This is a genomic window from Mesorhizobium sp. P2_C7, assembly GCF_056404515.1.
The window spans coordinates 145707-165456 of sequence record NZ_JBFUDW010000003.1; the positions used below are offsets into that span (position 1 = coordinate 145707).

General features: G+C 64.0%; 25 protein-coding genes and 1 pseudogene. 16 read left to right on the forward strand and 10 right to left on the reverse strand.

Annotated features, from left to right (window positions below):
* Positions 1-80: 80 nt before the first annotated feature.
* The 3 genes from AC1D2G_RS08445 to AC1D2G_RS08455 all read right to left on the reverse strand — a co-directional run bounded on the left by AC1D2G_RS08445 (position 81) and on the right by AC1D2G_RS08455 (position 1142).
* Positions 81-524: a GFA family protein gene (locus AC1D2G_RS08445; RefSeq protein WP_095091373.1), complete on the reverse strand. Its 444-nt coding sequence runs from the start codon at positions 522-524 to the stop codon at positions 81-83.
* Between the two features lie 103 nt (positions 525-627).
* Positions 628-912 carry a DUF3606 domain-containing protein gene (locus tag AC1D2G_RS08450; protein ID WP_245331371.1) on the reverse strand — a complete coding sequence of 95 codons (285 nt, stop codon included), beginning with the start codon at positions 910-912 and terminating at the stop codon, positions 628-630.
* A gap of 38 nt (positions 913-950) precedes the next feature.
* Complete coding sequence (locus AC1D2G_RS08455) at positions 951-1142, reverse strand: hypothetical protein (protein ID WP_095091787.1); 192 nt, start codon at positions 1140-1142, stop codon at positions 951-953.
* Positions 1143-1360: 218 nt separating this feature from the next.
* Here AC1D2G_RS08455 and AC1D2G_RS08460 point away from each other — a divergent pair, with 218 nt between their 5' ends.
* Both AC1D2G_RS08460 and AC1D2G_RS08465 read left to right on the forward strand, forming a co-directional pair.
* Positions 1361-1819 carry a DoxX family protein gene (locus AC1D2G_RS08460; RefSeq protein WP_457152621.1) on the forward strand — a complete coding sequence of 153 codons (459 nt, stop codon included), beginning with the start codon at positions 1361-1363 and terminating at the stop codon, positions 1817-1819.
* Between the two features lie 97 nt (positions 1820-1916).
* Positions 1917-2354, forward strand: a complete 438-nt coding sequence (locus tag AC1D2G_RS08465) for a VOC family protein (protein ID WP_457153818.1) — start codon at positions 1917-1919, stop codon at positions 2352-2354.
* 143 nt (positions 2355-2497) lie between these two features.
* Here AC1D2G_RS08465 and AC1D2G_RS08470 read toward each other — a convergent pair whose 3' ends face one another.
* On the reverse strand, positions 2498-2803 hold the full coding sequence (locus AC1D2G_RS08470) for a hypothetical protein (protein WP_457153819.1): 306 nt from the start codon (positions 2801-2803) through the stop codon (positions 2498-2500).
* Between the two features lie 116 nt (positions 2804-2919).
* Positions 2920-3189 (reverse strand): hypothetical protein, encoded by a 270-nt coding sequence (locus AC1D2G_RS08475; RefSeq protein ID WP_457153820.1) that lies wholly within the window; start codon positions 3187-3189, stop codon positions 2920-2922.
* A 507-nt stretch (positions 3190-3696) separates the two neighbouring features.
* Here AC1D2G_RS08475 and AC1D2G_RS08480 point away from each other — a divergent pair.
* The 4 genes and pseudogenes from AC1D2G_RS08480 to AC1D2G_RS08495 all read left to right on the forward strand — a co-directional run.
* Complete coding sequence (locus tag AC1D2G_RS08480; RefSeq protein WP_477413251.1) at positions 3697-4191, forward strand: hypothetical protein; 495 nt, start codon at positions 3697-3699, stop codon at positions 4189-4191.
* A complete protein-coding gene (locus tag AC1D2G_RS08485; RefSeq protein WP_477398294.1) occupies positions 4184-4579 on the forward strand; it encodes a hypothetical protein in 396 nt (131 codons plus the stop codon). Before AC1D2G_RS08480 ends, AC1D2G_RS08485 begins: the two co-directional genes overlap by 8 nt.
* Entirely contained in the window at positions 4557-5213 is a 657-nt protein-coding gene (locus AC1D2G_RS08490) for a terminase large subunit domain-containing protein (RefSeq protein WP_457153826.1), read from the forward strand. The genes AC1D2G_RS08485 and AC1D2G_RS08490 overlap by 23 nt, the downstream gene beginning before the upstream one ends.
* A 223-nt stretch (positions 5214-5436) precedes the next feature.
* Positions 5437-6213, forward strand: a pseudogene (locus tag AC1D2G_RS08495) (phage terminase large subunit family protein); the annotation flags it as partial.
* A gap of 257 nt (positions 6214-6470) precedes the next feature.
* Here AC1D2G_RS08495 and AC1D2G_RS08500 read toward each other — a convergent pair.
* Positions 6471-6842, reverse strand: a complete 372-nt coding sequence (locus tag AC1D2G_RS08500; RefSeq protein ID WP_457153824.1) for a nuclear transport factor 2 family protein — start codon at positions 6840-6842, stop codon at positions 6471-6473.
* A gap of 139 nt (positions 6843-6981) precedes the next feature.
* On the opposite strand from AC1D2G_RS08500, the gene AC1D2G_RS08505 reads away from it, so the two are divergent.
* Entirely contained in the window at positions 6982-7551 is a 570-nt protein-coding gene (locus tag AC1D2G_RS08505) for a hypothetical protein (protein WP_457153825.1), read from the forward strand.
* Between the two features lie 413 nt (positions 7552-7964).
* Here AC1D2G_RS08505 and AC1D2G_RS08510 read toward each other — a convergent pair whose 3' ends face one another.
* On the reverse strand, positions 7965-8582 hold the full coding sequence (locus AC1D2G_RS08510; RefSeq protein ID WP_457152171.1) for a class I SAM-dependent methyltransferase: 618 nt from the start codon (positions 8580-8582) through the stop codon (positions 7965-7967).
* A gap of 284 nt (positions 8583-8866) precedes the next feature.
* Between AC1D2G_RS08510 and AC1D2G_RS08515 the strand changes: the two genes are divergently transcribed.
* On the forward strand, positions 8867-10708 hold the full coding sequence (locus AC1D2G_RS08515) for a portal protein (protein ID WP_477413252.1): 1842 nt from the start codon (positions 8867-8869) through the stop codon (positions 10706-10708).
* The gene (locus tag AC1D2G_RS08520) at positions 10650-10973 is read left to right on the forward strand and encodes a Bbp19 family protein (RefSeq protein WP_477413253.1); all 324 of its coding nucleotides are present in this window, start codon (positions 10650-10652) and stop codon (positions 10971-10973) included. The genes AC1D2G_RS08515 and AC1D2G_RS08520 overlap by 59 nt, the downstream gene beginning before the upstream one ends.
* A 151-nt stretch (positions 10974-11124) precedes the next feature.
* Here the strand turns inward: AC1D2G_RS08520 and AC1D2G_RS08525 are convergent, their stop codons facing one another.
* Complete coding sequence (locus AC1D2G_RS08525; protein ID WP_095091384.1) at positions 11125-11445, reverse strand: YMGG-like glycine zipper-containing protein; 321 nt, start codon at positions 11443-11445, stop codon at positions 11125-11127.
* Between the two features lie 313 nt (positions 11446-11758).
* Between AC1D2G_RS08525 and AC1D2G_RS08530 the strand changes: the two genes are divergently transcribed.
* The 6 genes from AC1D2G_RS08530 to AC1D2G_RS08555 all read left to right on the forward strand — a co-directional run bounded on the left by AC1D2G_RS08530 (position 11759) and on the right by AC1D2G_RS08555 (position 17211).
* Complete coding sequence (locus AC1D2G_RS08530) at positions 11759-12331, forward strand: hypothetical protein (RefSeq protein WP_477413255.1); 573 nt, start codon at positions 11759-11761, stop codon at positions 12329-12331.
* Between the two features lie 259 nt (positions 12332-12590).
* Positions 12591-12959: a hypothetical protein gene (locus AC1D2G_RS08535; RefSeq protein ID WP_477413257.1), complete on the forward strand. Its 369-nt coding sequence runs from the start codon at positions 12591-12593 to the stop codon at positions 12957-12959.
* A complete protein-coding gene (locus AC1D2G_RS08540) occupies positions 12956-14983 on the forward strand; it encodes a phage tail protein (RefSeq protein ID WP_477413259.1) in 2028 nt (675 codons plus the stop codon). The genes AC1D2G_RS08535 and AC1D2G_RS08540 overlap by 4 nt, the downstream gene beginning before the upstream one ends.
* 261 nt (positions 14984-15244) lie before the next feature.
* On the forward strand, positions 15245-15952 hold the full coding sequence (locus tag AC1D2G_RS08545; protein WP_477413261.1) for a hypothetical protein: 708 nt from the start codon (positions 15245-15247) through the stop codon (positions 15950-15952).
* A gap of 3 nt (positions 15953-15955) precedes the next feature.
* Positions 15956-16459 carry a hypothetical protein gene (locus AC1D2G_RS08550; RefSeq protein ID WP_477413263.1) on the forward strand — a complete coding sequence of 168 codons (504 nt, stop codon included), beginning with the start codon at positions 15956-15958 and terminating at the stop codon, positions 16457-16459.
* Entirely contained in the window at positions 16459-17211 is a 753-nt protein-coding gene (locus AC1D2G_RS08555) for a hypothetical protein (protein ID WP_477413265.1), read from the forward strand. The genes AC1D2G_RS08550 and AC1D2G_RS08555 overlap by 1 nt, the downstream gene beginning before the upstream one ends.
* Here AC1D2G_RS08555 and AC1D2G_RS08560 read toward each other — a convergent pair.
* A complete protein-coding gene (locus AC1D2G_RS08560) occupies positions 17192-18007 on the reverse strand; it encodes a hypothetical protein (RefSeq protein WP_477413267.1) in 816 nt (271 codons plus the stop codon). The genes AC1D2G_RS08555 and AC1D2G_RS08560 overlap by 20 nt on opposite strands.
* An 88-nt stretch (positions 18008-18095) precedes the next feature.
* On the reverse strand, positions 18096-18974 hold the full coding sequence (locus AC1D2G_RS08565) for a hypothetical protein (RefSeq protein ID WP_477413269.1): 879 nt from the start codon (positions 18972-18974) through the stop codon (positions 18096-18098).
* A 161-nt stretch (positions 18975-19135) separates the two neighbouring features.
* Here AC1D2G_RS08565 and AC1D2G_RS08570 point away from each other — a divergent pair, with 161 nt between their 5' ends.
* Complete coding sequence (locus AC1D2G_RS08570) at positions 19136-19663, forward strand: hypothetical protein (protein ID WP_477413271.1); 528 nt, start codon at positions 19136-19138, stop codon at positions 19661-19663.
* Positions 19664-19750 lie beyond the last annotated feature (87 nt).

A 19750-nucleotide genomic window follows, 5' to 3' on the forward strand; every position in this document is an offset into this window, starting at 1 on the left:
TTTCGGGACGACATGCACAAAACGAGGCGCCGGTTAACGTCGGCAACAGGGCAGGGTTCCCTGCCTTCGAGATCAAAATTTCAGTCGCCCGCAACGGCGTCCGACAAGGGCCTCGGCGGCGGCAATTCAGCGGCGTTCGCCGTTGGCCGGTCATGCTCGAACTGCTCGGTGCCGGGCAAGGCATGCAGCCATGTCTCGCGCCGGCTGGTCCACAACTCGTATTCGGGCATGAGATCGGTCGGCGCGATGTCGAGGCTGCCGATCATCACCTCGGCCTCGTTGTCGTCGACCCAGGCAACACGACCGCCGCAAGTCGGGCAAAAGCTTCGCGTGCCATAGGAACTGACGATGCCCGTCGTCTCGAAGGCCTCGCGCGGCCAGATGGCATAGGCCGAATAGACCGAGCCGCTGGCCTTGCGGCAGTCCTTGCAATGGCAGAGCCCGATTCTGAGCGGCGCGCCGTGGACCTCGAACTGCACGCCGCCGCACAGGCAACTGCCGGTCCTGCGTATGGTGTCGGACATGATGCGACCTCCATCTTGTCAGTCTGCTGCGGGGCCGGGCGGGACAGGAGATCGTCCCCAGATGTTTCGTCCAGGACAAAGCCCCATCCCGATCCCATTGGACCTAGCCGCGGGCCGCCATATGGGCGTCGAGCTTCTTGCGCGACGGCCCATAGCGCTTGATGATGGTTTGCGCCTCGCTTGGCGGAATGCCGTATTTCCGGGCAAAGGCGGCGACCTCGTAAGGCTCCTCGCTCGAAACCAGCTTGCGGTCCTGCTTCGTCTTCGACTTGTCGTCAGCCATTTCAGGCCTCGCTTTCTGTTGCCGTGGAAACGCGCAGCCGTCGGCGCCCGATTCCACGATCAACAGGACATAACACAGATCGGCCGTCGCGAGTTCCAAGGCCACGACAATATCGCCGTGCCGCCGGCCTTGCCGCTATGGCATCAGGCGGGCGTGAGGCGCTTGGCGGCGAGATACATCAGCGCCGACGCGGCCTGTCCGCGCTCCCAGCCGGCGGCCTCGACCTTGTTGAGCAGCGCGTCGAGATGCGGGACGAGCATCTCCCTGCATTCCTGTTCATAGGCGGCGCTCGTCACCGGATGTTGCGGCGCAGCGATGGTCAATGCCTTGGCCATGTCCTGTTCCCCGTTTGAGTGCGGCGCCATCATAACATCAGCCGGCAAAGTGAAATCGGTTTTGCCGCAACAGTGGATTCAACGGGTTAGAGGTGTCTTGGCGCCGGGGCACGGCGCCTGCATCGGGGATTCCCACAAAAAATCTGGCTGATGTGTCGGATTTGGCGCCGGTCGCCCGTCCTTGGGCCGGAGCCCATTGCAATCCTGGAGAAAAGACCATGTCGTCGCAAATCATTCAGTCGCAAACCACTCAGTCGCAAAGCATTCAGGCACCGTGGCAGACCGCGGCACTTCTCATCGCCCGCCTGATCTTCGCCGGCGTCTTCCTGATGGCCGTGACCTTCAAGTTCATGGGTATGGGCGACACCGCCGGCTATATCGCTGCCGCCGGCTTTCCGTTTCCGCTGTTCCTGGCCTGGTGCGCGGCGCTGCTGGAAGCCGCGCTCGTGCTGTGCTTGCTGACCGGCGCCTTCTTCACGCCGGCGGCCCTGGTCGCCGCCGCCTATGTGCTGTTCCTCGGCTTTTCCTTCCACGGACCCAGCCACTGGGCCGGCAACCAGGCCGAGTTCGGCTTCTTCATCGACCATTTTTCGTTCATGGCCGGACTGCTGTTCGCGGCGGTGCATGGCCCGGGCAGGGTGCTCTCGCTGAATCCAGGATGGCCGGGCCGGGCGTAGGCGCAGGAGCCCGTCGCTAGCCCCGGATCAACCATTTGCTCACCTGGCAAGCAGTTTATGAGTTTACGGCCTGGACGAAACCCTTGGAGATGGACACATGGCGCTCAAACGGATGGACAATGTAGGGATCGTCGTCGATGACCTCGGTCAGACGATTGATTTCTTTCGCGAGCTCGGCCTCGAGCTCGAAGGGCGGGCCACGATCGAAGGAGAATGGGCCGGACGTGTCACTGGACTGGGCGATCAGCGCGTCGAGATTGCCATGATGCGCACACCGGATGGCCACGGCCGGCTCGAGCTATCCCGCTTCCTCGCGCCACCTGTCGTCGCGGATCACCGCAACGCCCCGGTCAACGCTCTGGGCTACCTCCGCGTCATGTTCACCGTGGACGACATCGACGAGACGCTTGAAAGGCTCCGCAATCGCGGCGCGCAGCTCGTCGGCGAAGTGGTCCAGTACAAGGACGTGTATCGGCTCTGCTACATCCGCGGGCCTGAAGGGCTGCTCATCGGACTCGCCCAAGAACTCGGCTGAGCGCAATACGACGACAATGACGAAGGGCGACCAGGGGTCAGAGAGCGCGTTCAGGCATTCCCGTGGTCTCCGCTACGCCTTGCCGGGAGCCAGGCCCAGGCGCGCGACCATCCCGCAGCGGCAAGCCCCCGCGTTGGCGTCCTTCATATCTGGTCGTTGTAGGGCTCCTTGATCTGGCCGACCATGCGGGCGAGCTTTGAAAAGGAGGGCATGTCCGCCTCCGGCTGGCATTGATTGGCCAGTTCCAGCAGCCGTATCGGAAAGCTGACGGCGTCGCGGCTTGACGCGGACATGCCTTCGGACCGCTCCTGGCTGATTTCGCCGGCCTCGGCCTTGCGCAAGGCCAGGTCTATTTCCTCCGCCGTCAGCACCCCCTTTTGGACCAGGAGGTGGTTGATCGACGCGACGGCCATCAGCAGGCCTTCGAGTTGCAGATTGGCGACGTTCATGGCGATTGCTCCCGTGGCTATGATCGAAAACGCGCCAGCGGCGTTTCCGCTCCGGCGGTGAGGGCAGGGCGTAGTCGAGGTCGCAAAAGATCACAGAGCTGGCTGCCTGGAAATGCCTATTCCTGCGTCAGGCGCTCGCCATATTCGCGCCACAGCGCTTTCACGTCCAGACCCCCGAGGCGGGGGATCGAGGGATCTGCCGCGGCGATGGCGACGGCACTGATGTCGTATTGGGGGTAGGCGTGGGCGACGAAGCGGATCGCCTCGCCGAGCGAGCGCACGCGGATGATCGGGTCCGCCTGTCCCTGACCGGTGCTTCGCACACCCGAAACCGTGGCCGGCGCATGCCGCACCCTGAAGACGGATGCCATGGTTGGTCTGTCCATCGCCCTCTCCTACAAGGCCGTACGACGCGAATCATTCCATGAGCTTCAGCTAACGGTCTCACAGATGTCGGCTTATGAAAAGTCGACACGAAAGTCTGGCCTTGCCGCCCGCTCGCATGCCGATCGGGTTGTCCGGTGAGGGCATGCTATTGATTTGGGTATGGTGTTGATTTGCGCCAACGACCTCCAGACCCGCCGCGCCGGTGGGTTTTTTGTTTTTCGGCTGCCCTTCAGCGATGCGCGGGAGCTTGGTTGGCGGGCGTCGAAAAAGGGCTTATAGGAATTTTTTCTCAGAAAATCGTTGACTGGGTGAGGGCAGCTATGCTACATATTTGTCCATGGTGCTGATTTGCGCCAACGACCCGCCGCCGAGGCGGGTTTTTTGTTTCTGGCGTCTGTCTATCGATGCGCCCTTGAAAACCACTTGAACGTTGGCAGGACAGAGGGGGGCGTGACGGAACGCCATCCTTTGCCCGACGACCCTTCGCAATATCCACGAGAACTCCCATGCGCCGCTACGCCACCATCATCACCGACGATGACGGCCGCGAGGTCGTCAGCGCCATTGGCGCGTTCGAGGGGGCGGCGCCGCAGCCGCGTCTCGGGCTCATCGAACAGGTCGCGCCCGGCGTGCTGATTGGCATGGTGCGCGGCGGTCCGGTCGATGCGGCCGGCGGCTTCGGCTTTGGCCTGGGATCGCTGGGTGGCAGCGACCTGGCGATCGGGGCGGCACGGCTGATGAAGCGGCTGCGCCTTGCCGGCCACTCTGGTGCGGCGGGTTCCGGCGTGGCGAGCTCCAAAGCGGCAACACCAGCCGGCGCGACAGAGACGGAGGCTGGTCCGGCCAAGCCGGCTCGGGCAGCCGGCAAGCCGCGCAAGCGCCTCGCCCGATCAAAATCCAAAGTGGCGAAATCGAGGGTAAAAAGAACCGCTCGATCAAAATCCACGGTGGCGAAATCCAGGACGGCCGCTGCAAAGACCACAGGGGGCGAGCATGGCTGACAAGCCGCCGCCGGCTCGCCGGGCGCCGAAGCGCCGGACCGCGACGCCAGCCACCAAGCCCGCTGCCAGGCGCCGGCCGAAGCGCGGGAAAAGGACGCTGGGGGATGATTTCCTGGCGGCCGTGCGCGCCGATTTCCGGACGCATGGCGCCGGGGTCATTGCCGAGGTGCGTGCCGACAAGCCCGACCAATATCTGAAGATCGTGCTTTCGGTGCTGCCCAAGGATTTGCATGTTTCCATCAACCAACTGGACGGCTTAAGCGATGACGAGATCCGCAGCCGTATCCGGGGCCTCGAAGCCGCCCTCAAGCCGTTCCTCGAAGACCTCGGCGGCGAAGACGGAATATCTGGCGCTGCTGGCGGAACTGGACCGCAGGCGCCGCACTAACCAGCTTGCCGCCTACCGGCCCTATGCCAGGCAAGCCGAGTTCCATGCCGCGGGCGCGCAGAACCGCGAACGGCTGTTCATGGCCGGCAACCAGCTTGGCAAGACCAGGGCCGGCGGCGCCGAATGGGCCATGCATCTGACTGGGCGCTACCCCTCGTGGTGGCAAGGCAAGGTCTTTGCCGGCGCGGTCCGGCTGTGGGCGGCTGGCGTGACCGGCGAGGGTACGCGCGACAACCCGCAGCGCGTGCTAGTCGGCCCGCCGCAGCAGCAGACGGCCTGGGGCACCGGCATGATCCCTGCCGACGCTATTGTGCACACCATCATGGGACGCGGCGCGCCGGGCGCGCTCGACAGCGTCGTGGTGCGCTGGGGCGGCGGCGGTGACGTGCAGGCCGATGAATCGGTGCTGTCGTTCAAGAGCTTCGAAAAGGGCCGCGAGAAATGGCAGGGCGAGACGCTGCACGGCGTCTGGTTCGACGAGGAACCGCCGCTCGACATCTATTCCGAAGGCCTGACCCGCACCAACGCCACCGGCGGCATCACCATCGTCACCTTCACCCCGCTGCTCGGCATGTCGGATGTGGTGCTGTTTTTTTTGTCGGCGGAAGAGGTTGAGGGAATGGGGAAGGGGTGAGGACGCAGGACTTCCCTTCTCCCCCTGTGGGAGAAGGTGGCCGAGCGAAGCTCGGTCGGATGAGGGGTGTTCCAGCTGGGCAGTGAAGGCATTTCTTCCAGCACCCCTCAACCGTCTCGGCGCTGCGCGCCGATCCACCTTCTCCCACAAGGGGAGAAGGAGAGAACCGCCGCGCCTAGCCCGAAAATCGCGCCTTAACAACGCGATACCCCCTTCGTCTCGCAAGGTGATTCAGGAGTTCGCCATGAGCCGCCACGTCACCTTCATGACCATCGACGATGCCGAGCATTATTCAGCCCAAGAGCGCGCGGCGATCGTTGCCGCCTATCCGGCGCATGAGCGGGAGGCGCGTGCTCGCGGCATTCCGGTGCTGGGCTCCGGCCGCATCTTTCCGGTGGCTGAGGAAATGATCGCCTGCGCGCCGTTCCGGCTGCCGCGCTACTGGCCGCGCATCGGGGCGCTGGATTTCGGCTGGGACCATCCGTCGGCCGCGGTCGAACTTGCCTGGGATACCGAGGCCGACGTCGTCTATGTCGCGAAAGCCTGCCGCGCTTCGCAGCAGACTCCCGCGATGCAGACGCTGACCCTGAAACCATGGGGCGACTGGCTGCCCTTTGCGTGGCCGCGCGATGGCCGCCGCGAAACGCTGGAAGGGGCGGGCGTAGCGCTTGCCCGGCAATATGCCGCGCACGGGCTGAACATGCTGACCCGCCACGCGCAATTCCCCGACGGTTCTGTCTCGGTCGAGGCCGGGCTGATGGAGATGCTCGACCGCATGCAATCCGGCCGCTTCAAGGTGTTCTCGACGCTTGCGCCCTGGTTCGAGGAATTTCGGCTTTATCATCGCAGGGACGGCCAGGTTGTAAAACTGCGCGACGATCTGATGGCGGCGACCCGTTATGGCGTGATGATGCTGCGGGAGGCGGTGGTCGATCCGTCGGAGTTCAGGAGCTCGCGGCGACAGGCGAGGCAGAGTGATCCGCTGGGGGAATTTAGGTGAGGGCGAAGTGCCACGTGCTTCGTCATCGGCTTGACCCGAGGATCCATGCCGCGACTTCCAAGCGTCGCGACGGCACAGAAATTCTGCGCCGCTGCATGCGTTGGCGGAGGTCACGGCATGGATCCCAGGGTCTCCGCGACGTCGCTTCGCTCCTGCTTCGCCCTGGGATGACGAAGTGGCGAGGCTTCGGCCGCCATGCCGTCCGTATCATTCTCGCCGCTTCGAATAGCTGCGATGTCTCGAATTGATCCCGTGGGTCACTCCACGATCTTCCAGTAGGAATCCTTGCGGATCACCTTGCCATCACGAAACGTATAGAAGTCGCAACCTTGGACTTCCTTTCTCACACCCTCGCGGGTGGTGCCTGTGAGGGTCCATTTCGAGATGCCGGTATCGGCGGCCGCATCTGCAAAATGTTGGCCGTTGCCGTAATGGACATCGGGCAAGCCTTCGAAGCGTGTCGCCAGCGCGTCTCGTACGTTGCGCTTGCCCTCGCAACGCGTGCCCCAAGGCATGCTCCCCCGCGGCATCTCCAGGACGCAATCCTCGGCAAAGAACGCCATGATGCGATCGAGATCGTGCGCGTTGAAGGCCTCGCATAGCTCCGTCAGCGTCGATCGAATGTCCATTCGCCCGTCTCCTCCAGTCGTCGGTAGCCTGCGTGTTCGATGCCCGAAGTAGGTCACTGGCGACGGGGCCGGTCAAGTGCGCGGGCCTTCGAGACTCCGCCCGAAAGCGGGAAGCGCACCCCATCGCTCTGGCCTGCCCATGACCCTCCGCATCATCCCCGCCACGCTGCGCGATCTCTCCTACATCGCCGCCAACCTGCGCGCGGAAGACCGCGCCGAGATCGACTGCCAGATTGACCAGTGGTCGCCGGCATTGCTGGCGCTGACGGCGTTGCAGGGGTTCGCCTATGTCGCCGAGCTCGACGGCAATCCGGAGGCCGGCTTTGGCGCCGCCGAACAGCGCGGCGGGCTGTGGATCGCCTGGAGCTGGGGCACGCGCCGCATGAAGCGCTGCGTGCCTGGGATCACCGTGTTCTTTCACACCGTGCTCGGGCCTCAGGTGGCTGCGCGTGGTGCGTGGCGGGTCGAGGCGCGGGCGCTGGCTGCCAATGAACTGGCGCTGCGCTGGCTTGGCCGGCTCGGGGCCACGCAACGCTGCCTGCTGCCGGGTTACGGCAGGAACGGCGAAGATTTTTTCCTCTATGACTGGACAAGGGAAGGCTGGAACCATGTGCCTGTTTCAAAAACCACCGGAACTGAAGCCGCTGCCACCGACACCGACGGCCGAGGACAAGGACGTGCAGGCGCGCGAGGCGGCGCTCAGGGCTGAGCTCGAACAACGCCAGGGAACGCTGAGCACCATCAAGACCGACCTCGCGCCGGCAAGCCTCACCGGCCAGCGCCGCGTGCTTCTGGGGCTTTAGACCATGACCGCGATGAAGCGCAGTTTCAGGAAGCGCGTGCTGGCGTGGTGGTATTGGCGCCGGCATGCACGGTTGGTGAGACGGCGGTGACGCGTTTCACCCCTTCTCAACAAGAGGGAGGGTGAGAGGTGCTGGCGATCCTTCGCGCCCCCCTCTGGCCTGCCGGCCATCTCCCCCTCAAGGGGGGAGATCGGCATTGTCAGCCTCGACGCCTTCTTCTCCAATGTTGGAAACTGGCGAAAGCCGAGGTGACATCCAATCTCCCCCCTTGAGGGGGAGATGTCCGGCAGGACAGAGGGGGGTGTTCAAGCTCCACCACTCACCCCTTCTTCGCGAAGGCCCAGACCATCAGCGGGTATTCCTCGTCGTTGCTGAGATCGCGCCACAGGCCGTAGGCGCGGACGGGGCCGCCGATGTGGGCCCTGGCGCAGGCCTTGTTGCCCCAGCCGTGGACCTTGACGCTGGCTTCGGAAAAACCTCCTTCGACCATCAATTGCTTGAGGCCGGCGGGGGTCCACCGGTTGTAGTCGTGCGGCCTGGCGTGGACGCGGAACAGGAAGGGTGTCGCCACCATCGCCCAGCCTCCGGACCGGGTCATGGCGTGGATGTTCTGCACCGCCGCCAGCGGCCGCCGCACATGTTCCAGCACCTGGTCGGCGATGACGATCGAATATTGCTCGTCGGTGCGGTCCTTGCAGATGTCGAAGGCGGGGAAATCGACGCAGCGGTAGTTGGGACACATCGCCCGCCAGGTGCGGTTCCAGCCGGGCGAGATCTCGATCACGTCGGCGGCTTTGCGGTTTCCGGCTTCGAGGAAGACGGTGAACGCCTCGATCTGGCGGATGCGCAGCCAGTTGCGGGAATCATAGCCAAGCAGGCGTTTGGCCACCTGTTTGCCGCGGTTTTTCAGGGTGCCGGCAAGGCTTGTCGTCGTCACATCGACCTCCTCCAAAACCCGCCGCGAGAAGAATCTTAGACTGAGAACCGCGCAAAAGAATGACATGGTGCCGAAGCTGCCAATCTCCCCCCCTCGAGGGGGAGATGCCCGGCAGGGCAGAGGGGGGGTGTGAAGGAACGCCAGCCTTTGCGATTTCCTAAAAGCAAAACACCAAAATGATTGCAGGTCGGCGGGACAGCGCCCCCCTCTGTCCTGCCGGACATCTCCCCCACGAGGGGGAGATTGGCAGCTTCGGCCTTTGCGCCAAACAAGTGAGACATCCCATGACCGATTCCCGTGCCCGCGATATCCTGTCCCGCCAGTCCGAGCTCGAGAGCGAGCGCAGCCAGTATGAGGCGGTGTGGGAGCAGGTGGCTGAGTTCTGCGATCCCGATGCGCCCGACATATGGGGCGGCCGCCGTGGCGGTGGGGCGGATTCGCAGGCCGAGCGGCAGGAGCGGCGGGGCGCGCGGGTCTACGCCAACACCATCAACTCGGCCGCCAACCGGCTCGCTGCAGGCCTCGAAAGCCTGATCATTCCGCAGTCGGAAAAATGGCACGGCCTGTCGACCGCCGAAATGAACGACGAGGAGACCGACGAGGAAAAGGAATGGGCGGAATCCCTGCGCGATTTCCTGTTCTCGTTGCGCTACTCGGCCAATTCGAACTTCGTGCCGGCGACACAGGCCTGCCTGCGCAATGTCGTGCGCTATGGCCCGGCCTATCTCTATGCGGAGGAAGGGTTTGGCTCGACGCTGATCCGCTATGCCTCGATCCCCGTAGTCGAGGGCTATCTCTCGCGCAACCGCTGGGGCCAGGTCGACATCTTTCACCGCCGCTACGAGCGCACTGCGCGGCAGGCGGCGCAGCTGCTCGGCTATGAAAAGCTGCCCGCGCGCATCAAAATGCTGGTCGACGATCCGGCCAAATGCGAGACCAAGATCTCGCTGGTCCAGTGCATCCAGCCGCGCGACGAGCGCAAGATGTATCGGCTCGGCGGCCACACCCAGTATCTCGACACGGCGTTTGCCTCCTACCATGTCATCGAGGACGAGGAGGAGATCGTGCGGGAAAGCAGCTTCCGCACCTTCCCGGTGTCGACGTTCAACTGGCGCCGCTACGAGGGCGATCCGTACGGCGTCTCGCCGACCATCGAGGCGCTGACGACCGTGCGTGAGGAAAACGCCGTGCGCCGGTCGGGCTTGCGCGCGCTGCAGCAGATCACCGATCCGGCCACCGCCTCGAAAGCCCGGCTCGACTATGTGCCGGTGCTCAATCCCGGCGAGAACTATCCCGGCCTGATCGACGACAATGGCCGGCCGCTGATCGCGCCGATCTCGACCGGGCAGAACCCGACCTATGCCTTCAACTATGCGCAGAGCCGCGCCGACGAGATCCGCGACATGATGTTCGTCAACCTGTTCCAGACACTGGTGCAGAACCCGCAGATGACGGCCACCGAAGCGCTGATCAGGCAAGAAGAAAAGGGCGCGCTGCTCGGGCCCTCCGGCTCGATCATCCAGGCCGGCTTTGCCACCAATCTCGACCGCGAGCTCGGCATTCTCGAGGACAAGGGGCTTTATGACGAAGACAGCCGCTTCCTGCCGCCGGCGAGCCTCGCCGGCAAGGCGGTGCGGCCGACCTTTACCGGCCCGCTCGACGTGCTGCGTCGCTCGGCCGAGGCGCGCGACACCATCCAGGTGGTGACGACGGCCATGCAGATGGCGCAGTTCGATCCCGGCGTGATGGACAACATCGACAGCGACGAGGCGATCAAGATCGTGCAGGGCGCCGGCCGCAGCCCGCAGCGCATTTTCCGCCGCAGGCAAGAGGTCGACAGCCTGCCGATGCCCGCGCCAAGGCAAGCCAGGCCCAGGCCGGCATGGCGGCGATCGCCACAGCCGGGAAGGCGGCCAAGGATGCCGTGCCGGCGGCCGTGCAGGCGCGCGACAGCGGCCTGTTCGACGGGTTGCAAGGCATGCTGCAGGGGCAGGCCGGGCCGGCTGGTGAAGGTGTACAGGGAACATCGGGAGCGGCGGGTGGTCGGGGCGCGGCGGGTGACGGCGCATGAGCCACAAACGCTTCGCCCATTCCGCGCAGGCCGGCGGCCCAACCAAGGCCCGTGAGGCGCTGGCCAAGGCGTATCTCCGGGTGTTTTCCGGCGCCGACGGCGAGATGGTGCTGGCCGACCTCGCGGCGACGGTCGGCTACTACAGGCGCCCGTCCTATGGCGAGTGGATGGCGCGGACCCGCACACCCAGCGGCTTCGAACTGCACAGCGCGCTCAGCAATGCACGCGCCGAGGTGGTGCAGCACATCATGGGATTTCTGACGCTGGACGAGGCGCAGCTGCTGGCGCTGGAGAAAGCGGCAAGGTTGGAGGAGGGGTAGGAACGCTCAAGCTGCGTCCCTCTCCCCGTTTTACGGGGAGAGGATGCCGGCAGGCAGGTGAGGGGCGGCGCCAGCATTTCGCAACATGGCGCTTCCCCTCATCCCCCTGCCGGGACCTTCTCCCCGTTGAACGGGGAGAAGGGGCTAACGATCAATAATCGCCGTTATAATACCGGTCGTCGCAAGGGGCTGTGTAGATGCGGCCGTCGCGGTCCTGGTAGCGGCACATCTGTTCGCCGCGCCGTTGCGGTTGCGGGGTGGTGGCCGAGCCGACAACCGCGCCGAGCAGGGCGCCGCTGGCCGCGCCGATGACCGTGCTCTTGGTGTTGCCGCCAATGGCCTGGCCGACGAGGGCGCCGCCGGCGCCGCCGATCAGCGCGCCGGTTCCGGCTCTCTGCTGGCCTTCGGTCTGTGCGCAGCCTGCAAGTGCTGCAGTCATCAGCACGGCGGCGATGGCTTTGTGAAAGTTCATATGAAGTCTCCCTTGAATGCCTGAAATCCCTATCGCTCGCCACGTGCCGCCGCATTGCGGCGGAACGGGGGCACCAGGCCTCACGATATAAGACAGGGTTTCTCGGGCGTTGATGGATCGAGGCCCGAAAACACCTCATGCGAACAAGGCGGTAGCGCCGATCCTTGTCAGAATGATTCAGCCTTTCCCGGTTCGGCCTGGCTGCGCCGGTCCCTTCGCTATCGCTCCGGGCGTTCGTCGTTTGGAAAGCCAAGCAATTGGCTTCCCATGCGCTGCGCGCACCACTCGTCACTCAAACAATGGAGACATACCAATGACCCGAGGTCTTCCCCGCACGCTTGTCCGCGCCGCCGCCCGCGACGCCGGCCTTGCCCCGCCGAAAGCCGGCCTGAAAGCCGTCACATCCGGGCAGGGCGGCGCCTTCCGCACCGTCTTTTCGTTCAGTGCCATGCCGGTGCCGGTCACCGACGCGCTGGCCTATGCCAGCCAGAAGATCTTCGACTTCACCGACGGCAAGGTGCGCATCAAGGGCGGCACGGCAAGATTGCAGTTCGCCGTACTCAGCCCCCGCGCGGCGACCATCAATGACAATGCGGCACTCACCTGGTCGCTCGGCTCGTCGGCGGCATCGAGCGCGACGCTGGCCTCGACCATGGTCAACGTGCTCGCCGCCACCGCTCGCACGCTCGACGGCGCCGGTGCGGCACTCTCCACCGCCTCGACCGCCGACATCGCCGCCGCCGCGACGCTGGATGGCACCACCACGCCGGTCGATCTCTATCTCAACCTCGCCTTGCCCACCGGCACCGATATCGACACCGACGGGACGATCGCGGTGACCGGCACGATTACGGTGCTGTGGGAGAACTGGGGGGATAACGCCTAGGGCATGCCGATATTCCGGTGAGGCCGGCCTACAAACGGCGGTCTTCTGCGCTTCCGGTGCTCACGTACCCAAACGTACGCTCGGCTCCGGTTCTCGAAGCCCACCATTTTCGGCTCGGCCTGACCGGAATCTCGACACGCCCTGAGCCAAACATGGGCGATTGACATAAGCGGCGATGACGGCCGATCTCCCCCTTCGTGGAGGGAGATTGGCAGCTTTGCCGCCGGCTCTTTTCTAACCCCTCACAAAGGAACATCACATGACAGATCTGGCAGACGCCGGGTCCGTGGCGGCGCGTGCGCGGCCGGCGGGCAACCCGGCACGGTCACCGGCAGGTGCGGACAACGGGTCCGCCGCGCCTGTCGCCCAAAGTTGGTTTGACGGTCTTTCCGAAGGCAACCGCAAGCTCGCTGAAACCAAGGGCTGGACCAAGCCTGAAAGCCTCGATCGGGTTTTCACATCCTATGCGGAGCTGGAGCGCCAGCAGGGTGAGAGCCTGCGCATTCCCCAGCCCGACGCATCACGGGAAGACTGGGACCGGTTTCATGCCCGGCTGCCCGAGGCGATGCGTCCGGTCACCTCGTCCGAAAAGGTCGAGTACCGGCGCCCGGAAGGGTTGCCGGAATGAGCGAGTACCAGTTCCTCGACGGTCCCTATGACCCGATCAATGCCACGGCGACGGCGCTGGTCCCGTCCGACTACGGTTCGCTGACGCCGCCGATGACATCCAACGCCGCGCCAAGCGGCACGGTGTCGGGCTTTAGCGGGTCCGTGGACGCGTGGAAAGTGTTCGACAAGGACAGCGTCAGCCACGTCGGCACTGTCGGTGATACCGGTTCCGTCACCTACCGCACGGCCGGCGGCGCGCAGGTCATCGTCGAAAACTACACGCTGACCGCACGCTCGGGCGGCACCCAGGACAGGACGCCGACGAACTGGGTGCTCGAAGGGTCGAACAACGGCACGACATGGGTGGCGCTCGACACCCGAACCAGCGAGATCGCCTGGAACGCCGGTGAAACCCGCTTCTACGAGTTCGTCAACAAGACCGGATTTGAATACCATCGCTTCACCTGGAAGGCGATCGACGGCGCCACCGATGTCGACTTCGCCGAACTGACCTTCAATCGCGCCGCCGCCAGCCAGACGCCGTTCAACCTGACGGCCTCCTCCACCGTCGGCATCAATGGCGGCACCGGGTTCCAGGCCAGCGATGTCGGCCGCGCTGTCCGCCTGTTCGGCTCGGACGGGCGCTGGCGTTGGGCCAAGATCATCGCCCGCACCAGCACCACCGTGGTCACCATCCAGCTTTATGGCTTCGCTCTGCCTGACCTCGGCCCGATCACCCGCTGGCGGCTCGGCACCTTCGTTCCCGGCAAGTACGTCCAGTCGGGCTCGCTCTATGAGGAACGCCTGGCCTTCAGCCGGAAATTTTCGGTCTATGCCTCGGCCACCGGCGATTTCGACAATTTCGCGCTCGGCGAGAAGGACGACGACGCGCTGGAGTTCGTGCAGGCCGGCGGCGGCCAGGCCAACGACATCGTCTGGATCGCCGAATCCGACGGCGCGCTGCTGATTGGCACGTCGGGCGGCGTGCGGGCCCTGTCGGGCTCGGGCATCGACGAGGCGCTGACGCCGACCTCGTTCAAGAACCGGCGTTCGCGCACCTTCGGCTGCGCCCGCATCCGCCCGGTCGATGCCGGCCAGTCGTTTCTCTATGTCACGCGCTCGCGCAAATCGATCGCCGAGCTGACGCAGACTGCGCAGAGCCGTTTCACCTCCGACGATGTCGGCCAGATCTCCGAGCATATCCCGAAACTTGGCGTGGTCGAACTGGCCTTCCAGACCGACCCTGATCCCCTGCTGTGGTTCCCGCTCGGCAATGGCGAGCTTGGCGGTTATACCCATCAGCCATCGCAGGAAGTCCGAGGCATGCACCGGCATCGCCTGGGCGGCGACTTCGGCGGATTGGGACGGGCGATTGTCGAAAGTGCCGTGGTGACGCCCGGCCAGAACGGCAACGACGATCTCTGGCTGGTCGTCAAGCGCACCATTGGCGGCGCGACCAGGCGCTTCATCGAGATCAAGACCGCGCCCTTCGAGTATGGCGCTATCGCCGACGCCTTCGAGGTCGATTGCGGCCTGACCTACTCCGGCGCGGCGGTGACCACGGTGGGCGGCGCGCTACATCTCGCCGGCCAGTCCGTCGATGTGCTGGCCGGTGCAAAGGTCTATCGCGGCCTGACCGTCAGCAGCGGCGGCACCGTGACCTTGCCGCCCGGGTCGGCCGCATCCGCCAAATGGCAGCTCGGCCTGCCCTATGCGGCGGGCGCCGACACGCTGGAGCTCGATGTCGGCGGCCGCGACGGCTCCATCATCGGCCGCCGCAAGAGGGTGGCGAAAGCGATCCTGTCGCTGCTCGAGACCGACACCACGGGGCTCGAAGTGCAGTCCCTCATGCGCGGCCGCTGGGAGCCGGTGCGCATTCCCTCGATCGTCGCACCGGATGGCGGCGCAACGCTGTTCACCGGCAATGTCGAGGTGCCGATCGACGACAGCTGGGAAGGGCAGGGAAGGGTGAGGATCCGCCACGTCAACCCGACGCCCTGCACCATCCGCGCCTTCACGCCGGTGTTCGACGCGGAGCCTTAGCGGCGAGGCGCAAGCCGAAGGTTGCATTCCCGCCCACCCCCCTCTGGCCTGCCGGCCATCTCCCCCGGAAGGGGGGAGATCAGACGGCACCCCTGCATTCGCCAATCGCCAACTTTGTAGGCGCAGCGGCAACGCCTGAACTGCCAATCTCCCTCCTTGCGGGGGAGATGGCCGGCAGGCCAGAGGGGGGTGCTGTCCCGTCGGCGTTGATCCTTTCCGCTTCGCAGATCGCCCCCTCACTCCCCCAAAAGGACCCACCCCATGACATCCCCCCATGCCGAGCAACTCGGCAGGGCGCGGACGGCTGCCGAATTCGCTGCCGTCATCGCCTTGCTCGACACCGACCTAACCGACGCGCTTCGCCGCAGGGCCGATCTGGCGCAAGCCGAGGACCGCGCGGTGTTCGGCGATGGCGACCTTGCCGCCGCGCGTGCCGCGCTCGACGACTGCAACGCGGCAATCGCACTCCTGGAAAAGACCATCGACGCCGCCGGCAAGCGCCGCGCGGAGGTCGCGCAGAGCGAAGCCCGCGCCGACATCGCAGCACTTGGCGACGAGATCACGGGGAGGGCGGCCCTGCTCGGCGAGCGCTGGCGCTGCGTCCGCCGGCTGGTCGAAGAGCTGCGCCAGCAGCTGTTCGAGGCCGATGCGCTGGCCCGCGCGATCGCCACCGCCAACGGCCTGTTCGACGCCGCCGGCGTCGCCGATTTGAAGGTGAACCTGACCACCACCCGCCGCACCGCGATGGCCGGGCCGCGTGCCGCAGCACCCGCCCGGCTCAGCCGGCCGGCGCTGCAGGCCGACAGGCTCTTGCTGACCTTCCTCAGCCCCGGCGGCGCGCTCGACCCGCGCCCGGCGCTCGGCGCGCCGGTCAAGCGCGTCGAAGGCCGGCGTCCCGAAGTCAGGCGTCCCGGTGGCGTCAAGAGCCAATTCCTTCCCGCAACCAAACCCTTGGGCGAACGAGGCTGAACCATGTGCACACTCGCTCTTCTCGGCACCGCTCTTTCGGTCGGCGGCGCGCTGGCCGAGGGCCGGCAGTCGAAGCAGATGGCCGACGCTCAAGCCAGGGCCTACGAGCAGCAGGCGCGGGCCGACGCGCAAGGCGCCGCCTTCGAACAGGGCCAGGAGCGTCACAAGCAGGATCTCCTGCAGGCGCAGGCGCGCGCCCTGGCCGGCGCATCCGGCGTCGGTACGGCCGGGTCGCCGGCCGAGGTGCTGGCGGCCAACGCCGGGCAGGGCCAGCTCGACCTCAAGGCGATCCAGTACAGCGCGCAGTTGCGCCAGAACAATCTCGGCACGCAGGCGGCCATCTCGCGCTTCTCCGGCAAGCAGGCGGTGGCGGCGTCGATCTTCAACGCAGGCCGCAGCCTCGGATCGAGCCTCTCCGGCCTCTACGACCCGACCAAGGCCGTGACCTTCGGCAAAGGCGCCTTCCCGTCGCCACCGGGCGGCTTTTCCACCGGGGGTCTCTACTGATGGCGACCATTCCTCTCCAAATAGCCCAGCGCCGGCTCGAGGCCGGCAATGCGGCGCAATACCCAAACGGCTCGCCGGTCGGCCGGGCGATGCAGGGTTTTGGCGACGAGCTTTCCGCTGTCGCCGAGCGCTACCGGCAGATGAAGGAGCGGCAGGAGGCGTTCGACGCAGAGATCGCGCGCCGCCGCTTCAACGGCCGCATCGCCCAGGCGGAAGACGAGGTGACGGCCAATGCGCCGGCCGATGGCGCAGGCCTGCATGACGCCATGTACGGCCAGGTCGATCCGCGCACCGGCCGAGTGGTCAAACCAGGCCTGTTCGACACGCTGTTCGACGATGCCTTGCGGACCATGCCCGAAAGCCGGCGCGCCGCTTTCGCCAGCCAGAAGGAGGCGATGCGCGCGCCCGGCTCGCTGCGCATGGCCGCAAGGCAGCAAGGGCGGCGTGATGATTATGAGCTGGCCGAGTGGACTGCAGTGCAGGACGCCTCGCTCAGCGCTATCGCGCAGAGCGACCCAACTAACGCCAGCACATTCGAGGCGATCCTCCAGAGCGGGCTCGATCTGATCGCCAAGATGGGCAACCCGATGGCGAGGCAAGCAGCCGAGGCAGCCTGGCTCAGCAATACGGCAAAGGCGCTTGTCCGGACCACTCCGCCGAACGGCCTGGGGGCGGAAACGCGCGCCGGTGAGGCTCTGCTTGGTAAGACGGCTCGGCGGATTGAGCCGAAGATCAGGAAAAGAAGCCTCTGAACCTGTCGAGAACGAGGCGGACATGCTCACAAAATTTCACGAGTATCGGTCCTACCGGCACCGTTTCATCGCCCGCCACGAGAGCGATATCACCTGTGATCTCGAAGTTATTGTTCACGCTAACCAGCGGGGTCACAGTGCGATGACGAAAGAAAACGTCTCCCACGCGAAGTGGCAGCATTATTTCTGTGTCGGGTGGAATATTTCTATCAGCGTCCTCACTCGATGCAAACTTTACATTGCCTTTGAACGTCAACGTTGATGGAGATATTGTGACCTGAACCGGCACGTGGTGTTTATCACCTACATTTATCCGATGCAGAAGCACCAAGGGATCGTCCTTGGGCATTCCTTCCGAAACGCCGTTCTGAACTCTGCCCTGCCTTTGGAATGGCTGGATCGCACCAAGCGTATAAGCCACAAGTGGTCTGACTTGCTCCAGCATACGTTTTGCATTCTTGTTGAAATCGCGTTCGGTGATGTACAGAGGAAAGTGAATGTCTTTTGGCGCTTGCGGTGGATCGGATCTCAATTTGACTAGGGCAAAGGCTAGATTGTCCAGCGTACTGCGCAGATTGTGAACGCAGTCTCCCACTGGAAAACCAAACTGATCAACAGACGTTTGATCGACGCTGGTGAGCCGAATCTCGTATCCGAGCCGATCAGGAAGAAGACTTCCAGTTCCTTGAAGCGGGTGGCGCTCGGCCCATTCTCGTATGGTAGGTATTAGTTCGGCAGCCTGTTTTTCGGCATGCACTAAGCGAGCCTCAATCGGCGCTAGAATCTCTGCGGACATTGCGATTTCCCGTCATGCTGCTCGTTTCCCGTAAGGCTGGAGACCTACAAGCTACCTAAGAATTAGACTTTCGATTTCCGCGAGCCGGCTACTTGGCATCGAGGCCGCGGCCGTCAGTGGCAGGGACTTCAGTTGTGCTGGTACCGACCCCTTCATCGGCTGGAGTTTCTCGCTTGGCATCGTCGGTCGGGCCGGTGATCAGCTTAAGGTCAGGTTCTGGTACTTCATGATAGTAATATTGCAGTGCCGCCTGAGAATACGTGTAATAATTCTGCACTGCAGTTATTCCGGCGTCGGGAATAGTTAATGCAACATATATTGTTGCCAATGCATTCCACGCTTTATAAGACCAAACTCGGTTTGAATTGTTTGATTGGGATGACTCTGCATTCTTAAGTATAGCATGTGTACTCAAGAGGTGTTCGAAAACACCGTCAACTCCATAAAACTCCATTTTATCAATCATAAGCCGAAGGGTAGTGAACGAAGTGACGAGTAGTGTGACAAACACGTCGTGCCTGTCGCGCATGGCATTGATCGCTTCATCGATCTTCACAATCAGTTCTGCCCGTTCGGCATCTGTCGGCACGCTCAGGGGCGCGGCGCCCCGAACAGTATGTCCTGCCATCAAAAGGGTATTAAGTGCGACTAAAGTAAAGGCACTGTCGCGCACCCCTGACCAAGGGTTGTGTAAATTGGCCGAGGACACAAACGTCGACACTTGGTTACAGGCGTCGTCAAACGTTGTGCGGAAGGGCTCCGGGGTTGCAGTCAACGACGCAACCAAGGTGCGTAGCCGCATGATTCTCCCAGAGAGCGCAGCAAGGACCGCGAAGAACTCCGGGCTATCCACTGGCAAGTCAAATTGCCTTGCTAGAGTCTTGCGTGTTTGATCCTTGGCATCAACGCCCGAAAGTTTTTTGCAGAGTCGATAAAGTTCAGTAGATGGGTCCGTAATTTCTGCCATCAATAGCTCCAAGCGTACAGATGGCGCGCCCGCTATCCCACACGTGTGGTCATAAAAGCACCTGTCGAACAGCACGGCAAGTTGTTCGTACAGAAGGCATTGCCATCATTGCCCATCGCTTGGTGGACGAAGTTTCGATTTCTTGACGGGCACAGATCCCGTTGAATGAATACATCCAATTGGCGCTCGCCGCTACGTCGCATATCCGCGACAACCTACAGAAGTCGCGCCTTTCAAGCCTCGCTTTCGTGGGGCTTTTTTTATGGAGCAAGCCTGTGGCCCATCCTGCTGCCGCCGCCGTTCACCCGTTGGCCGGCGAGCTTGAACCCGTGCGCCTAGCGACCACCGCGAACGTTGCCCTCTACGGCGTGCAGACCATCGACGCCGTAGAAGCCCAAGTCGGCGACCGGGTGCTTGTCAAAGACCAGACGAACGCGACGCAGAACGGCATATATATGGTGAGCGAAGGCCATTGGCCTCGCGCAGCCGACGCGCGCAGCGCGCGAACCTTGCAGAGGAGCACCACGGTGTACGTGCGGCAAGGCGCGGTCTCGTCCCATCTCGTCTATGCCTTCGAAACTTTCGATCCGGTGATCGGGGCCGATCCTATCGTGCTGTCTTGCTGCCTGTCGGACGACGCGCTCGGCGACATGGTGGGCGCGGACAGCATCGCCATGCGCTCACGCTAGAATTCCGCAAGTGAGGTTGTGCAAGGCTCTGGGACCGCTGTGGCAAGCCAATCCCGGCGTTCCATCAAAGTTTAACGATCGGAAAAG

Coding starts and splice junctions, on each gene's coding strand:
- AC1D2G_RS08455 (WP_095091787.1), bottom strand. CDS start 1,142: ATGGCCAAGGCATTGACCATCGCTGCGCCGCAACATCCGGTGACGAGC.
- AC1D2G_RS08485 (WP_477398294.1), top strand. CDS start 4,184: ATGGCTGACAAGCCGCCGCCGGCTCGCCGGGCGCCGAAGCGCCGGACC.
- AC1D2G_RS08525 (WP_095091384.1), bottom strand. CDS start 11,445: ATGAACTTTCACAAAGCCATCGCCGCCGTGCTGATGACTGCAGCACTT.
- AC1D2G_RS08475 (WP_457153820.1), bottom strand. CDS start 3,189: ATGGACAGACCAACCATGGCATCCGTCTTCAGGGTGCGGCATGCGCCG.
- AC1D2G_RS08515 (WP_477413252.1), top strand. CDS start 8,867: ATGACCGATTCCCGTGCCCGCGATATCCTGTCCCGCCAGTCCGAGCTC.
- AC1D2G_RS08480 (WP_477413251.1), top strand. CDS start 3,697: ATGCGCCGCTACGCCACCATCATCACCGACGATGACGGCCGCGAGGTC.
- AC1D2G_RS08550 (WP_477413263.1), top strand. CDS start 15,956: ATGTGCACACTCGCTCTTCTCGGCACCGCTCTTTCGGTCGGCGGCGCG.
- AC1D2G_RS08565 (WP_477413269.1), bottom strand. CDS start 18,974: ATGGCAGAAATTACGGACCCATCTACTGAACTTTATCGACTCTGCAAA.
- AC1D2G_RS08500 (WP_457153824.1), bottom strand. CDS start 6,842: ATGGACATTCGATCGACGCTGACGGAGCTATGCGAGGCCTTCAACGCG.
- AC1D2G_RS08540 (WP_477413259.1), top strand. CDS start 12,956: ATGAGCGAGTACCAGTTCCTCGACGGTCCCTATGACCCGATCAATGCC.
- AC1D2G_RS08535 (WP_477413257.1), top strand. CDS start 12,591: ATGACAGATCTGGCAGACGCCGGGTCCGTGGCGGCGCGTGCGCGGCCG.
- AC1D2G_RS08545 (WP_477413261.1), top strand. CDS start 15,245: ATGACATCCCCCCATGCCGAGCAACTCGGCAGGGCGCGGACGGCTGCC.
- AC1D2G_RS08505 (WP_457153825.1), top strand. CDS start 6,982: ATGACCCTCCGCATCATCCCCGCCACGCTGCGCGATCTCTCCTACATC.
- AC1D2G_RS08465 (WP_457153818.1), top strand. CDS start 1,917: ATGGCGCTCAAACGGATGGACAATGTAGGGATCGTCGTCGATGACCTC.
- AC1D2G_RS08555 (WP_477413265.1), top strand. CDS start 16,459: ATGGCGACCATTCCTCTCCAAATAGCCCAGCGCCGGCTCGAGGCCGGC.
- AC1D2G_RS08470 (WP_457153819.1), bottom strand. CDS start 2,803: ATGAACGTCGCCAATCTGCAACTCGAAGGCCTGCTGATGGCCGTCGCG.
- AC1D2G_RS08520 (WP_477413253.1), top strand. CDS start 10,650: ATGAGCCACAAACGCTTCGCCCATTCCGCGCAGGCCGGCGGCCCAACC.
- AC1D2G_RS08445 (WP_095091373.1), bottom strand. CDS start 524: ATGTCCGACACCATACGCAGGACCGGCAGTTGCCTGTGCGGCGGCGTG.
- AC1D2G_RS08530 (WP_477413255.1), top strand. CDS start 11,759: ATGACCCGAGGTCTTCCCCGCACGCTTGTCCGCGCCGCCGCCCGCGAC.
- AC1D2G_RS08560 (WP_477413267.1), bottom strand. CDS start 18,007: ATGTCCGCAGAGATTCTAGCGCCGATTGAGGCTCGCTTAGTGCATGCC.
- AC1D2G_RS08460 (WP_457152621.1), top strand. CDS start 1,361: ATGTCGTCGCAAATCATTCAGTCGCAAACCACTCAGTCGCAAAGCATT.